Raw genomic sequence first — 13,721 nt, 5'->3', positions numbered from 1 at the left:
CAGCGGGAAATATCGATGCCCATGCATGACCTTGCCCGCGCATTTTCAACGCATTGCAGGTCATGCGCCAGCACCGCGTCCGGCCGCCGTCTGCCGGTCGTTGTTTCTGCATTTGTTTAAGAAAGGTCTTTTCTTACCGTGGAATGGCTCAGCGCTCCTGAAAACCGCCTGCCCGTCGGCCGATATGCCAAGGAGGCCATCGACTGGCTGACCGGCAATCTCGCTTTTTTCTTCGATTGGCTTTCCTTCATTTTCCAAAGCGTCATCAACGCCCTGCTTTATGTGCTCCAGGCGCCGCATCCGCTGGTCATCGTGGCGATTGTCACGGCGCTTTCGGCCTGGACGCGACGCTCGATCGGCATGCCCGTCTTCACCGCACTCGGCCTGCTGCTCATCATCAATCTCGGCTATTGGAAAGCGACGACGGAGACGCTGGCGCTGGTGATTGCCGCCAGCGCCGTGTGCATGATCATCGGCATACCGCTTGGCATATTGGCGGCGAGGCGCAAATGGATCTATGCCGGCATGCGCCCGGTGCTGGACCTGATGCAGACCATCCCCACCTTCGTTTATCTCATTCCGGCGCTGGTGCTGTTCGGCCTTGGCATGGTTCCGGGGTTGATCGCCACCGTCATCTTCGCCATTCCGGCTCCGGTGCGGCTCACACGCCTCGGCATTGTCTCCACGCCGCCGGCGCTGGTCGAGGCGGCCGTCGCCTTCGGAGCAACGCCGTCGCAGGTGCTGCGCAAGGTGGAGCTGCCCTTCGCCGCGCCGCAGATCATGGCCGGTCTTACCCAGACGATCATGCTGTCGTTGTCGATGGTGGTCATTTCCGCGCTTGTCGGCGCCAATGGTTTGGGCGTGCCTGTCGTGCGCGCCTTGAACACCGTCAATATCGCCATGGGCTTCGAGGCGGGATTGTGCATCGTCATACTGGCGATCGTTCTTGACCGGCTTTTCCGCCTTCCCGGTACGGAGGATGATCTATGAGTGACGCCATCATCTTCGGAAATGTCGATATCGTCTTTGGCGACCGGCCCGATGCCGCGCTGCCGATGATCGACAGGGGCAGTACGCGCGACGAGATCAATGCCGAGACCGGGCTGGTGCTCGGTGTCGCCAATGCATCGCTGTCCGTCAGCGAAGGCGAGATACTCGTGCTTATGGGGCTTTCCGGCTCGGGCAAGTCGACGCTGCTCAGGGCCGTCAACGGGCTTGCGCCCGTGGTACGTGGCAATGTGGGGGTGAAGACCAAGACCGGCTTTGTCGATCCCTATCGCTCAACGGCCAAATCGCTCCGCGACCTGCGCATGCATACGGTTTCCATGGTGTTCCAGCAATTCGGTCTTCTGCCGTGGCGTAACGTGGCCGACAATGTCGGTTTCGGGCTCGAGCTTTCCGGCGTACCGGAAGCGGAGCGCAAACGCATGGTGGCCGAGCAGCTCGAACTGGTCAATCTTTCCGCCTGGGCCGACCGCAAGGTGGGAGAGCTTTCCGGCGGCATGCAGCAGCGTGTGGGACTGGCGAGAGCGTTTGCCACCGGCGCGCCGATCCTGCTGATGGACGAACCATTCTCGGCGCTCGACCCCCTTATCAGAAGCCGCCTGCAGGATGAGCTTCTCGAATTCCAGAGCCGGCTGAAGAAAACGATCCTCTTTGTCAGCCACGATCTGGATGAGGCTTTCCGCATCGGCAATCGTATCGCCATGATGGAAGGCGGACGCATCATCCAGTGCGGGACGCCGCAGCAGATCGTCAAGCAACCGGCCACGCAATATGTCGCGGATTTCGTGCAGAATATGAACCCGATCTCCATGCTGACCGCTGCGGATGTGATGAAGCGGGGCGTAGATGAGCGCAACGGCCAGATGACCGTCGCGGCCACCGCCCGCCCGTCATCCCCCCTGATCGACATTCTCGATGCGCTGGCCAAACATTCCGGCGCAATCGGTGTCGTCGACAATGGCGCAATCGTCGGCACGATTTCCGCTGACGAAGTCGTGGCAGGGCTGACCCGTCATCGCAAAAAATAACTGGCTTTTGCCAGGAAACAAAAGGGACCTCCCTCACCGGGGGGTCCCTTTTGTTTTTCCGCAGATATTTCGGGCAAGTTACCTTCCCCGTGTTGGAAAGAGTATCTTTGACATCATAAGTTATGCATGAAAATTATTACTAATAAAAACCATATTGCAAATTTCGAGAAAATTGCGCAAAGTAAAACTAGATTCTGTAGCCCGTTGCTAAATTTAAGGTGGTATAAGCTTAAAGCCTCAAAATCGGTCGCGGGTTATGGTGATTTGGGAGCTGAAATTTTTATCATTTGTTGCTTATGAATACTTATTCTAATACATGTTTTTATTGTCAATGGGATAAAAATCAGGCAGAACGCCGATATTTTAGGTGAAGTGTCTTAGAGTCTGATTCAAAACTATCTCGTGTAATTTCATGCTCTTGCGATACGGCGTGTGAAGAGCTGGATTGATGCGATGAACAGCCAGGCGGTTGCTGAGGCGATGGTTTGTTCGAAGTCCTTGGCGAGACGTCGGTTGCGGCTGAGCCATGCGAAGGTTCGTTCCACCACCCAGCGGCGCGGCAGCACCTCGAAGCCTTTCGCGGCGTCGGACCGCTTGATGATTTCGATGGTCCATTTGCTCTTTCCGATCTTGCGCAGTGCCTCCCGGAGCTTGTCACCGGCATACCCACCATCGGCGAAGACGTGCCGCAGCCACGGGAAGCGGCGGATTATTTCGGCGAGGACGAACGGTGCCCCGTCGCGATCCTGGATGTCGGCGGTGTGGATCACAGCATGAACCAGGTTGCCGTCTGTGTCGGTCAGGATGTGGCGCTTGCGCCCCTTGATTTTCTTGCCCGCATCGTAGCCCCGAGGCCCGCCGCTCTCGGTGGTTTTGACACTCTGGCTGTCGATCACTCCTGCACTGGGCGACGCTTCGCGCCCTGCCGCTTCCCGGCCGATCAGAAGCAGAGCATGATTGAGCGAAAGCCACAGACCATTGTCGCGCCACAGGTAGAACCAGCGTCGTACCGTCGAGACCGGAGGAAAGCAGGGCGGCAACATCCGCCAAGGCAGCCCTCCGCGCAGCAGATACAGGATCGCCTCGACGATGCGCCGCAGCGGCCACTTCCGCGGACGCCCAACCTGTGAAGGCTGCGGAAGAAACGGCTCCAGCACGGCCCATTCCGCGTCAGTCAAATCGCTTGGCAAAGTCAGCTGTGCACGGGCATACTGCGCCCGAGTGGTGTCGGTCCACATCGTCGAACTCCGGAAGTTTGTTGCAAAACCCCGTGAATCAGCGACTTGGGATGGCGTCAAGCTAACCCGCTGACACCACTCAACTTAATTTCGGATCAGGCTCTTAGATGGATAATTAGTGAAGAATAGTCTTTGAAAGGGACACGATATAAGCAAGATTTAGGTATATACAACGTTTCCACCGAATTATAAAAACACCTTTTGGAACACCTATAATAGCCACCATGACCGTCTTTCCGACTGTCATCAGGAGACTTGAGCGTATGGATAACCAATCTCTGTCGGAACATAGCATCGCCGCTGCAGACTTGCTCTCAGCGATGGCGAATCCCAAGCGCCTGATGATCTTATGCACGTTGGTGGATACGGAAGTGCCGGTCGGTGTTCTCGCCTCTCAGGTTGGTCTCAGCCAGTCCGCTCTTTCGCAGCATCTTTCGAAATTGCGGGCCCAGCGGCTGGTAAAGACACGACGGGATGCGCAGACCATCTATTATTCCAGCAACTCCGAATCCGTTAAGAAAATCCTGGCCTCCCTTGAGGAAATTTATTGCCAGGCGCAGAAGAGCAGCAAGACAGCCGCCTGATCCGGGGCCGTCAGGCCTCCGGCAGCATTGAATTGAAACCGGCGCTTGACGCCGGTTTTTCGTTTGTGAGTTACCTGACCGGGCGGGTGATCCCGCAAGGAGCGCGCTGGTCTTTGCGCCGGGTGCGATCAGCGGGCGGGCACAGCCTGCATCTGCTGCTTGAGCAGGGTTGCTGCAGCCGCGTATCCGCCGTCAGCGCCGTCCACGAAATGCATGTGATCCCGTGAAAGCGGGGAGGGTACGATACAGGTCATCAATGCGGCGTCCTGCTCATGCAGGCCGAAATAACAGCTTCCAGACAGGCGGCCTTGCTCAAGCCGGTCGCGAATTTTTTCGAGCCTTGCGCCGTCGATATCCACGGTCATCTTCAAACCGTCGTCGAATTTCCTGAAATCGGTATTGCTGGCGACGGAGCGCCGATAGCGCTCCGCATTGAACCGTCCGAGCGAAAGACCCGTCAAGCCGAGCAAATTGATAAGCAGGGTCTCGCCGAGAATACGGGACGAACGGCGCAACTGGCCCCAGACGTCGCGATGGGCCGCTCCTGCGCGTGCCTCGAGATTCAGTCCCTCCCGCACGAAACCGAGCTTCGGGCCCTCCTCAGGCACGGGGTGGCCATGCCTTCCGTCCTGCTCGGCCAGATCGACAAGATCGGTAACAAGCTTGCGGAATGCCGGCATGTCCCGCGACGGCCCCGGCACCGCTATGATGGATACAACCTTGCCACGGGTCGCCGGAATGGGATTCCAACGGCATGAGAGGCCGGTCAGATCCGGGCGTTCGCCTGCGGCTGCGGTGGGCAGGATATAAAGGCCTTCCTTCATCCGTGCTTCGGCCCAGCTATTGCCGCCACCTGAAAACATCGCATAGGATACATCGTCGCTTGCCTGAAAACGCGCGACGCGCACATCGAAGCCATTCTCACGAATATCCTCAACCGGAACCAGCGCTACCCGCATCGTAAGGTCGAGATCGTCCTTCACCCAACGCTGAACGGAAGAAAGAGCGGCGCTGGCAAGCGGCAGCCCGCCCGGGGGCACGGTGACGGCGGCGCCATCGCCGCCGAAAACGAAGGGCAGGTCGTGACGTCCGAGACTGTTCGACACACCGGAAATGACAGCCGCGCCGGCCATGTTCACCGCCTTGTATCGGCCGGTCTGGATCGCCGTCGTTGAATCGACGATATCGGCGATGGCAAGCCCCCATCCCGGTGGCAGGGCACGATAAAGCGCCGGATCAACCACGTCCTCAAAGCGCTGGAAAACGGGCAGGCCCGTCAGAAATTCGTCATCTGCTGTGATCATGCCGCGATTATCCTCCAGCGGCGGCCAAACGCCAAGCATTTCCATGGGTCGATACCGTGCTTCGGAGTGATAGGATCATGGCCCGCTCCGCGTTTGATTTACCTCTAATAGACCTAATCCAGCAAAGGTGACTTGCATAGATCATCAATCCTTCCGTATGAGTTGAGTGGAAGGCTCGGAATTCAAAAATGGAACGAGTTTTCGCCGGGAGGCGTCCGATAGTTTCATTCGGTCGGCGCCCATGGCGCTCACCGGGTCCCGCGACCCCCTTTAAGGAGACACCAGGATGAAACTGAAGACATTGACCAGCGTGACGCTTGCAGCGTCCTTCGCATTCGCACCCCTTGCCCATGCCGAAATCGTCATCGGCCTGATTGCGCCGCTCACCGGTCCTGTCGCCGCTTATGGCGACCAGGTCAAGAACGGCGCCCAGACGGCAGTCAATGAAATCAACAAAAAGGGCGGCATCCTCGGCGAACAGGTCGTGCTGAAGCTGGCCGACGATGGCGGCGAGCCGAAGCAGGGCGTTTCAGCCGCGAATCAGCTGGTTGCCGAAGGCATTCACTTCGTCGTCGGTCCGGTGACGTCCGGCGTCGCCATTCCCGCTTCGGACGTCTTTGCCGAAAACGGCGTGCTGATGGTTACGCCGACGGCGACTGCGCCGGGCCTTACCAACCGCGGCCTTTCCAACGTCTTCCGCACCTGCGGTCGCGATGACCAGCAGGCCGAGGTTGCGGCGAAATACGTTCTCGCCAACCTCAAGGACAAGAAGGTCGCCATCATTCACGACAAGGGCGCTTACGGCAAAGGCCTGGCAGATGCCTTCAAGGCGACGCTGAATGCCGGCGGCGTGACCGAAGTTCTCTACGATGCCCTGACGCCCGGCGAAAAGGACCTCGGCGCGCTGACGGCACGTCTGAAGTCCGACAATGCCGAGATCATCTATTTCGGCGGTTACCATCCGGAAGCCGGTCTTCTGGTGCGCCAGTTGAAGGATATCGGCTCCAAGGCTGCCGTTATCGGCGGTGACGGCCTGTCGAACAGCGAGTTCTGGAACATCGGTTCGCAGGCTGGCGAAGGCACGATCTTCACCAATGCTTCCGACGCGCTGAAGAACGCTGATTCCAAGGCTGCTGCGGAAGCGCTGAAGGCCGCCAACATTCCGGCGGAAGCCTTCACGCTCAACGCTTACGCGGCTGTCGAAGTCCTGAAGGCCGGCATCGAAAAGGCTGGCGCCAAGGATTCCGAAGCGGTTGCCAAGGTCCTGAAGAGCGGTGAAGCCTTCCCGACCGCAATTGGCAAGGTCACCTATGGCGAAAGCGGTGACCTGACCTCGCAGACCTTCTCGCTGTTCAAGTGGCAGGACGGCAAGATCGTCGCAGCCGAATAAGCTGACCTTACCGGCCGCACCCGTTGCGGCCGGTTTCATTTTATGGCCTGAAGAGGGTGAAGGCAGCATGGCCGATGCCGGGACGCGCATAGACGGAGATATCGCTTTAGAGCGGATATTCCCCATCCTCAGGATGTTCGACGAGGCCAAGGCACGGGAGTTCTATATCGATTTTCTCGGCTTCGAGGTCGAGTGGGAACACCGCTTCGGCGAAAATTTCCCGCTCTACATGCAGATTTCACGCGTCGGAATGGGGCTGCATCTCAGCGGCCACCACGGCGATGCGACGCCGGGCTCCAACGTCTTCGTCACGATGCATGGCGTTCTCGCCTATCAGCGGGAACTGGCGGCAAAGGATTATCGCTTCATGAAGCCCGGCGTTGAAGAACTGCCATGGGGTAATGTGATGGAAGTGACCGATCCCTTCGGCAACCGCATTCGTTTCTGCGAGCAGAAAAGCGGATAGTGATGTTTTGGACGCGAGCGCAAGGCCCTTGACCTTGATCCTCGTTTGAACGATAGAACGCTCAAATAGCGAACCGCGCGCACGGAGACCCCGTGCGCGCGGTTCGTGCGTTTTGGCAATCGGTCATGCAATTCGTTCGCATCCGCACGGGGACAGAAAATGAACGTTGAAGGCAATGCGCTGGTCAGGAAGCTCGCATTCTGGGGCATTCCGCTTTTTTTCGGTGTACTCGGCCTCAAGCTTGTGGCCTGGTGGGTTACCGGCTCGGTCGCGCTGCTGTCCGACGGTCTGGAATCGACCGTCAACGTGGTCGCGGCTTTCATCGCCTATTTCGTCATTCGTTATGCGCAGAAGCCCGCCGATGACGACCACCAGTTCGGCCACCACAAGGCGGAGTATATTTCCGCTGTTGTCGAAGGGGTGCTGATCGTTGTCGCCGCCCTGCTGATCGTGCAGGAGGCCTGGGGAGCTCTCTTCAATCCGAGACTGCCGGAAGCGCCGGTACTTGGTCTTGCCATCAATGCCGCGGCCGGGATCATTAACGCTGTCTGGGCGACGATATTGATCCGCGTCGGCAAACAGCATTCTTCGCCGGCGCTTGCGGCGGACGGCCACCACATCATGTCTGATGTCGTGACATCGGCAGGCGTACTTGTCGGCCTCGTCCTGGCATTGCTGACGGGCTATGCCATTCTCGATCCCGCGCTTGCCATTCTCGTGGCCGTCAACATTCTATTTCAGGGCTCGAAGGTCATCCTGCATTCGCTGGGTGGCCTGATGGATCGGGCAGTGGAGCCCGAGGAGGATGAGGCGATCAAGAAGGCGATCGCAGCCAATTCCGGTGGCATTATCGGTGTCCATGATCTAAGAACCCGCCGCGCCGGTTCGGCCGCCTTCATCGATTTTCACGTTGTCGTTCCTGCCATCATGACGGTGCGTGAGGCGCATGATATTTGCGACCGCCTTGAAGATGCCATAAGGGACGTCATACCGGGCGCCAGCCTTGCCATTCACGTCGAGCCGGAAGGCGAAAAGGCGCATGGCGTCAAAGTGATCGTTTAAAAAACAGGAGTTTTCCATGTCCGTGACGGATGTTTCCGGCCTGTCGCAGCTGGGCACGAAGGTCGATACGCCAGAGAGCCCTGAAAAGGCCGTTCTCGAAAAGGTGCCCAACGGCAATGCCGGCACCGATTATGTCGTGCGCTTTACCGCGCCCGAATTCACCTCGCTTTGCCCGATGACCGGCCAGCCGGATTTCGCCCATATCGTCATCGATTATATTCCCGGCGACTTTCTGGTGGAATCGAAGTCGCTGAAGCTGTTCCTGCAGTCCTTCCGCAACCATGGCGCATTCCATGAGGATTGCTCGGTCTATATTGCCAAGCGCCTTGTGGAATTGCTGCAGCCGAAGTGGCTGCGTATCGGCGCCTACTGGTATCCGCGCGGCGGCATTCCGATCGACGTGTTCTGGCAGACCGGACCGGCGCCCGAGGGCGTGTGGCTGCCGGATCAGGGCGTTGCCACTTATCGCGGCCGCGGCTGATCCGGCTCCTTAAAGGATAAAAAGTTCAGGCGAACGAGCTGTCGTCGCCTGAATCGAAATCAGCATCATCGGCGCTGTCGTCGTAATCGGCCTGCTGGATATCGTCGTCATTGTTATCCTGCGGGTTCGCGCTGTCACCATAATAGTTGTTGATGACCGTTTCTTCGACTGGCGCATTGCCAGTGCCGCTATTGCCGCCGAAGGGCGAGCCGAGACCGAGCGACGACATGTGGCTTCCGAAGATGCCGCTCAGCGAATTCGCAAGCAGCATGCCACCTGCAACGCCGGCTGCGGTGCCAAGCGCGCCCTGCAGGAAACCGCCGCCAGATCGGCCGGCTGCTGCCGGCTGCTGACCCCACGGTCCACCGGGCTGCTGCTGGGCTGCCTGCGATCCCCACGGACCGGTCGTCTGGCCAGCGGTATCGTTGCGCCACGAGGCCGGCGCGGCAGCAGCAGGTGCTGGTGTCGGAGCTGGCGGCTGCGGCTGGCCGCTGCCGAAGATGGAACTGAGAAAGCCGCCCTGCGCTGCGGCCTGAGGGGCCGGGTTGGCGCTTTCCAATGCGTGGATGCGCTCTTCGAGCTGCTTGATATGGGCTGCTGCCGCTTCCAGTCCCTTCTCCTGCACGATCACCGCCTGAGCGAGATAATAGGGAGCTTCGGGCTGATCGCGCACGGCGTCTGCGATCAACGTTTCCGCCTCGCGGTCACGCGGGGTGGCGGATGCGGCCTTGGTTCTTTCGAACAGGCCCTTGAGAAGCTGGCTTTCTTCCGGTGACATGTGCTGCCTCCTTACCGTGAAGCGAAATTCTACGATAAGGAGGTAGGCCACAATTTTGGCTTTTCAAAGCGGTCCGAATTTTAAATTTCGGTAATGATCCTCAGCCGCCGAAAGCGAGCGAGAGGCCCGCAATCGCCGTGAGCGCGCCAACCGTGCGGCTGGCGACCGAGCCGAAGCGGGTGATGCCGAGACCGAGGGCGATGCCGGCAAGGTGCAGGATGGCGGTGGCGATCATGAAGCCGATGCCGAATTGCAGCGCGCCCGCGCTGCCGAGTTCGCCGCCATGCGCATGGCCGTGGAAAAGCGCGAAAGCGCCGACAACGGCCGCGGCTGCTGCGGTGGGAAGCTTTGCCGCCATGGCGACCAGAAGGCCAAGGCCGATGACGGAGGCGAGAATGGCGGGTTCGACGAAGGGCAGGTCGATGCCGTAAACCGCCATCAGGAAGCCCACAGCCATGGTGCCGACGAAGGCGGCGGGCACGATCCAGAGCGCCCTTCGGTCACTTTGCGCGACAGCAATCTGGGAGGCCCAGATGCCGACCGCCACCATCGCCAGAATATGATCCGCACCGAAGAAGGGGTGAGACACACCGGCCATGAAGGAGCCGTGTTCTTCCGGGGTCAAATGCGCGAAAGCGGGCAGGGTGGTAAGGCCGAGCGCGGCGGCTGCAAGGCTTAGTCTTTTCAGCATGGTTCCCTCTTAAGATTATCGCCGCTCACCTGCTGTCTTGGGGTTCCGCAGCGTGCGGCACTGCAATGAGACGCTGACGATATCGCGAAGACGAACGAGCTGTCCATGCGTCATCTGCCGGGGGTGCTGTTTATTGTTCGGGCGCGAACCTTGTCTTTTTTGCTCATTGCCTTACGTAACAAGTCGCACTATGTCCGAAGGGCATGCACGAATTTTGCTGGAGAGAGCCGTTGATGAACGAAGACGAAGACGACAAGAGCAAGGAACTGCCGATCGGCAAGGAAACGGAAGCGAATCTTTTCAAGTCGCGTTCGATCTTCATCTATGGTGGCATCACGCAGGAACTGGCGCAGAAGGTCTGCACGCAGCTCGTGGCCCTTGCCGCCGCCAGCGACGACGACATCCGCGTTTACGTCAATTCTCCGGGCGGTCATGTCGAATCGGGTGATTCCATCCACGACATGATCAAGTTCATCAAGCCGAAGGTTTACATCATCGGCACGGGCTGGGTCGCCTCCGCCGGCGCGCTGATCTATGTTTCGGTGCCGAAAGAACGTCGCCTTTGCCTGCCGAACACCCGCTTCCTGCTGCACCAACCCTCCGGCGGTACGCGCGGCATGGCGTCCGACATCGAAATCCAGGCTCGCGAAATCATCAAGATGAACCAGCGCCTGATCAAGATTTTCTCCAAGGCCACCGGCCAGAGCGAAGAAAAGATCGCCAAGGATATCGATCGCGATTACTGGCTCGGCGCGGAAGAGGCCAAGGACTATGGCCTCGTCGGCAAGATCGTCGAAAGCCAGTCGGAACTCTGAGTTCCGGATTTTCAGTCGATAAAGCCCGCATCGGTGAAAACCGATGCGGGCTTTTTCCTTTCGGGCCGTTGTTATTTCATCATATCGCAGGCCTTCATCATGTCGGCTTTCTTCATCTTGTCCATTTCCATACCGGCCTTGTGCATGCAGGCCTTCTTGCCGGTCACGGACATGCCATCTTTTTTCATCGTCTCCATTTTCATCGCGTCGGGCTTCATGGCGTCTGTCTTCATGCCGTCGGCATGGGCGATGCCCGTGAGGGAAACAGTAGAGAGCAGGGAGGCGGCGGCAACGGCGGTGAAAATGCGGGTCATGAAGGGTCTCCTCTGGACGTTATCGAATGTCCGCCGGCATCATGTCGGGGATCACGATTGTCCATTCGGGAGAAATGGGCGGTCGTTACAGCTTCACACGTTTGTGACAACATCTTCGGGCGAGATTTTTCAAACCACCGTGTAACAATATGCTGCCGACCGCGAATAACCCGATAGTGACAATGACAGGCAGCCTTTCAGAAGACACTTTAAAGACGCTGATGCTGCGTTCCCTCGACGGGGACGAAGGCGCCTACAGGCATTTGCTTCATGCCCTGCGCCGGCTGCTGACCGCTTACTACGGTCGGCGCATGGGCGCCGCTTCAAGGGCAGAAGTGGAAGATCTTGTGCAGGAAACGCTATTGTCGCTGCATGCGAAGCGGGCGACCTATGATCGCTCAAGACCGTTCACGGCCTGGTTTTTTTCGATAGCGCGCTACAAGCTCATCGATCACTATCGCGGCAGGGGCGCGCGCATGCGGGGGGAGGTGGAGCTGGATGAGACCCTGGAGGCGGATTGGTCTGTCGACGCCGTCACCGCGCGGATGGATATCGAACGGTTGCTCGAGGATTTGCCGGAGCGGCAACGCGAGCTCATTCGCAGCGTGAAGCTTGAAGGGCAGTCCATTGCCGAAGCGGCAAAAAAAACCGGCCAGACCGAGCTTGCGGCACGAGTCGGCATTCACAGGACATTAAAAACCCTGGCGGCGAAGTTGCGAGGCGACACGTGAAGAAAACGGAAGATATTATCGAGCGACTGGCAGCAGATCTCAGGCCCGTTCCGGCTTTTGCGCTCGAGCGTCGGCTGGCCTTTGCAGCCCTGCCGGCGCTTGGCGTTTCACTTCTGCTGATGTTCATCATTTTGGGACCGCGCGGCGATATGCGGGATGCGGTGAGCGAGCCAGCTTTCTGGGTGAAGTCTTTCTACAATGCCCTGCTGGCGATGGTCGCTTTTTTCGCGGTCAGGCGTCTTGCCCGGCCGGAGGGAGAAAGAAGCTGCCTGTTTGTCGGGATCGCGGTGATCGTTTCGGCAATGGCGGTGATGGCCTTCGTGCAACTGGGATTTGCCCTGCCTGAAGCCTACCGCAGGCTCATCCTGGGTTCTTCAGCCCTGCATTGCCCGCTCTTGATCGTCGCCTTTTCTGTTCCGGTGTTTTTTGCGAATTTTGCCGCTCTCAAACGATCTGCTCCTGCCGATCCCGCCCTGGCAGGTTTTGCTGCGGGACTTGCGGCCGGAGCGGCCGGAGCCTGGGTCTATTCCTGGTTCTGCAGCGAAAACGGCCTGGCCTTCGTGCTGATCTGGTATTCGCTGGGTATTCTCCTCACCGGTCTGATCGGGGCCTTCGCCGGTTCACGTCTTCTCCGCTGGTGAAGGCAGGTTTCCTGTTGTGTCGTGTCCGCTCATGCCGGCGCTGTGGGCTGTCAGGGGCCGGCACGATCCTTATCGTGTGTTACTGACCGAGGTTTGCCGGCACTGCGAAGGCTGCAAACTGGGTGAACTGCTTGCCCGGGTTGAAATTATCGTCCGAGGCGATGACAAAGAGCTGTTTGCCATCCACGACCGGTCCAAAAGCAAGGCTTTCGATATTGTCTATGTCGAGGCCGAAGTCGCCTTCCTTGATTTCGAACCATGCCGATTTGGAAACAGCGGCCACGGATGCCGGATCGATCCTGTCCTTGCCGAGAACATTCTCGGCGCGGGAGAGGTCGACGACGAAGAAGCGGATATGGTTGCCGACCCCGGAGGCGAAATTGCGCTCGACGGCGACGAGGCGCCCGTCCGGCAGGGCCGCAAGAGCGGAGAGGCCATTGTCATTGTATTTCGGCTCGGCGGCTGTCGGTGTGTTGGAGATCGCCTCCGTCACATAGACATGTTCAGCGACCGGCTTCAGGGTCGCGGTATCGATGACGAGAATACGGGCCGGGCTGCCCGCCTGCGGCGTCGCCTTCGGACCATCCTGAGTGAGCGCATTTTCGGTGGCGGCGATCAGTCTGCCAGGTGTCCCCGTCAGGCCTTCGAAGCCAAGATTGTTTTGCAAGCCCCTGGTCTTCGCGTCATCGATGAGATAGGCGTCGGGCAGCGCCAGCCGTTTGACATCGCTTCCATCGAGGTTTGCCACATAAATCGCCGGCTGGTTTTTCAGGTCGCGTTCCGAAGACCAATAGAGCTTGCCGCCCTTGCGGTCGAGTGCGATGCCTTCTGCGTCGATGCCTTTGGGAGCGAAGGCCGCGCCGGTCTCATCCTTCAATTCATGCATGGCGGCGATATTGAGGGTGGCGACGCCTTCCGACACCGCCAGTTCCAGCTCGTAATAACGGGCCGGGCCCTTTTCCACGCGGTCGTCGGAAATTGCGAGATAACGCCCGGTTTCGCTGTCGAAAGCGAGATCGGAGATCCCGCCGAAGGTGACGCCATCGATGGCGAGGCCGGAGGGAACGACGATCTGGCCCAGAAAGGCCGGCTGCGGCAGGGTCTGGGCAGCCGCCGGAAGGGCTGCAAAACCCAGGGCTGCAATGGTGACGATACGATACATGAAGCTCCCTCCTGTGGCGGATGATCCGTTG

16 protein-coding genes are annotated in these 13,721 nt (G+C 59.0%); 10 read left to right on the top strand and 6 right to left on the bottom strand.

Features of this window, described 5'->3' with window-relative positions; all coding sequences use genetic code 11:
* Window positions 1–138: 138 nt before the first annotated feature.
* Both choW and choV read left to right on the top strand, forming a co-directional pair.
* Entirely contained in the window at window positions 139–990 is an 852-nt protein-coding gene (gene choW, locus EGT36_RS02795; RefSeq protein ID WP_004443035.1) for a choline ABC transporter permease subunit, read from the top strand.
* A complete protein-coding gene (gene choV / locus EGT36_RS02790) occupies window positions 987–2,033 on the top strand; it encodes a choline ABC transporter ATP-binding protein (RefSeq protein WP_004443032.1) in 1,047 nt (348 codons plus the stop codon). Before choW ends, choV begins: the two co-directional genes overlap by 4 nt.
* A gap of 410 nt (window positions 2,034–2,443) precedes the next feature.
* Here the strand turns inward: choV and EGT36_RS02785 are convergent, their stop codons facing one another.
* On the bottom strand, window positions 2,444–3,271 hold the full coding sequence (locus EGT36_RS02785; RefSeq protein WP_067489441.1) for an IS5 family transposase: 828 nt from the start codon (window positions 3,269–3,271) through the stop codon (window positions 2,444–2,446).
* 263 nt (window positions 3,272–3,534) lie between these two features.
* Between EGT36_RS02785 and EGT36_RS02780 the strand changes: the two genes are divergently transcribed.
* Complete coding sequence (locus EGT36_RS02780) at window positions 3,535–3,855, top strand: ArsR/SmtB family transcription factor (RefSeq protein ID WP_003524068.1); 321 nt, start codon at window positions 3,535–3,537, stop codon at window positions 3,853–3,855.
* A gap of 128 nt (window positions 3,856–3,983) precedes the next feature.
* On the opposite strand, the gene EGT36_RS02775 is transcribed toward EGT36_RS02780, so the two are convergent.
* Window positions 3,984–5,159, bottom strand: a complete 1,176-nt coding sequence (locus EGT36_RS02775) for a DUF3095 domain-containing protein (RefSeq protein WP_037089968.1) — start codon at window positions 5,157–5,159, stop codon at window positions 3,984–3,986.
* A 286-nt stretch (window positions 5,160–5,445) separates the two neighbouring features.
* Here EGT36_RS02775 and EGT36_RS02770 point away from each other — a divergent pair, with 286 nt between their 5' ends.
* The 4 genes from EGT36_RS02770 to queF all read left to right on the top strand — a co-directional run bounded on the left by EGT36_RS02770 (window position 5,446) and on the right by queF (window position 8,558).
* A complete protein-coding gene (locus tag EGT36_RS02770; RefSeq protein WP_004443027.1) occupies window positions 5,446–6,549 on the top strand; it encodes a branched-chain amino acid ABC transporter substrate-binding protein in 1,104 nt (367 codons plus the stop codon).
* A 67-nt stretch (window positions 6,550–6,616) separates the two neighbouring features.
* Window positions 6,617–7,015, top strand: coding sequence for a glyoxalase superfamily protein (locus tag EGT36_RS02765; protein WP_037089746.1), 399 nt, complete (start codon window positions 6,617–6,619; stop codon window positions 7,013–7,015).
* 159 nt (window positions 7,016–7,174) lie between these two features.
* Window positions 7,175–8,077, top strand: coding sequence for a cation diffusion facilitator family transporter (locus tag EGT36_RS02760; protein ID WP_125270027.1), 903 nt, complete (start codon window positions 7,175–7,177; stop codon window positions 8,075–8,077).
* A gap of 16 nt (window positions 8,078–8,093) precedes the next feature.
* Window positions 8,094–8,558, top strand: a complete 465-nt coding sequence (queF, locus tag EGT36_RS02755; protein WP_004430149.1) for a preQ(1) synthase — start codon at window positions 8,094–8,096, stop codon at window positions 8,556–8,558.
* 25 nt (window positions 8,559–8,583) lie between these two features.
* Here queF and EGT36_RS02750 read toward each other — a convergent pair whose 3' ends face one another.
* Window positions 8,584–9,336 (bottom strand): DUF2076 domain-containing protein, encoded by a 753-nt coding sequence (locus tag EGT36_RS02750; RefSeq protein ID WP_037089749.1) that lies wholly within the window; start codon window positions 9,334–9,336, stop codon window positions 8,584–8,586.
* Window positions 9,337–9,436: 100 nt separating this feature from the next.
* The gene (locus tag EGT36_RS02745) at window positions 9,437–10,027 is read right to left on the bottom strand and encodes a HupE/UreJ family protein (protein WP_125270026.1); all 591 of its coding nucleotides are present in this window, start codon (window positions 10,025–10,027) and stop codon (window positions 9,437–9,439) included.
* A gap of 233 nt (window positions 10,028–10,260) precedes the next feature.
* Here EGT36_RS02745 and EGT36_RS02740 point away from each other — a divergent pair, with 233 nt between their 5' ends.
* Window positions 10,261–10,842, top strand: coding sequence for an ATP-dependent Clp protease proteolytic subunit (locus EGT36_RS02740; protein ID WP_003523060.1), 582 nt, complete (start codon window positions 10,261–10,263; stop codon window positions 10,840–10,842).
* A gap of 71 nt (window positions 10,843–10,913) precedes the next feature.
* Here EGT36_RS02740 and EGT36_RS02735 read toward each other — a convergent pair whose 3' ends face one another.
* Window positions 10,914–11,156 (bottom strand): pentapeptide MXKDX repeat protein, encoded by a 243-nt coding sequence (locus EGT36_RS02735; RefSeq protein WP_004443022.1) that lies wholly within the window; start codon window positions 11,154–11,156, stop codon window positions 10,914–10,916.
* A gap of 182 nt (window positions 11,157–11,338) precedes the next feature.
* On the opposite strand from EGT36_RS02735, the gene EGT36_RS02730 reads away from it, so the two are divergent.
* On the top strand, window positions 11,339–11,887 hold the full coding sequence (locus EGT36_RS02730) for a sigma-70 family RNA polymerase sigma factor (RefSeq protein WP_044459666.1): 549 nt from the start codon (window positions 11,339–11,341) through the stop codon (window positions 11,885–11,887).
* Window positions 11,884–12,528, top strand: a complete 645-nt coding sequence (locus EGT36_RS02725; protein ID WP_034498755.1) for an NrsF family protein — start codon at window positions 11,884–11,886, stop codon at window positions 12,526–12,528. Before EGT36_RS02730 ends, EGT36_RS02725 begins: the two co-directional genes overlap by 4 nt.
* Window positions 12,529–12,607: 79 nt before the next feature.
* Here the strand turns inward: EGT36_RS02725 and EGT36_RS02720 are convergent, their stop codons facing one another.
* A complete protein-coding gene (locus EGT36_RS02720; protein WP_125270025.1) occupies window positions 12,608–13,690 on the bottom strand; it encodes an esterase-like activity of phytase family protein in 1,083 nt (360 codons plus the stop codon).
* Between the last annotated feature and the right edge of the window lie 31 nt (window positions 13,691–13,721).

The sequence above is a fragment of the Agrobacterium sp. FDAARGOS_525 genome (genome assembly GCF_003938925.1).
GTDB lineage: Bacteria > Pseudomonadota > Alphaproteobacteria > Rhizobiales > Rhizobiaceae > Agrobacterium > Agrobacterium pusense.
Note: the sequence above shows the minus strand (reverse complement) of the source record. Positions and strands in the feature narration are given on the sequence as shown.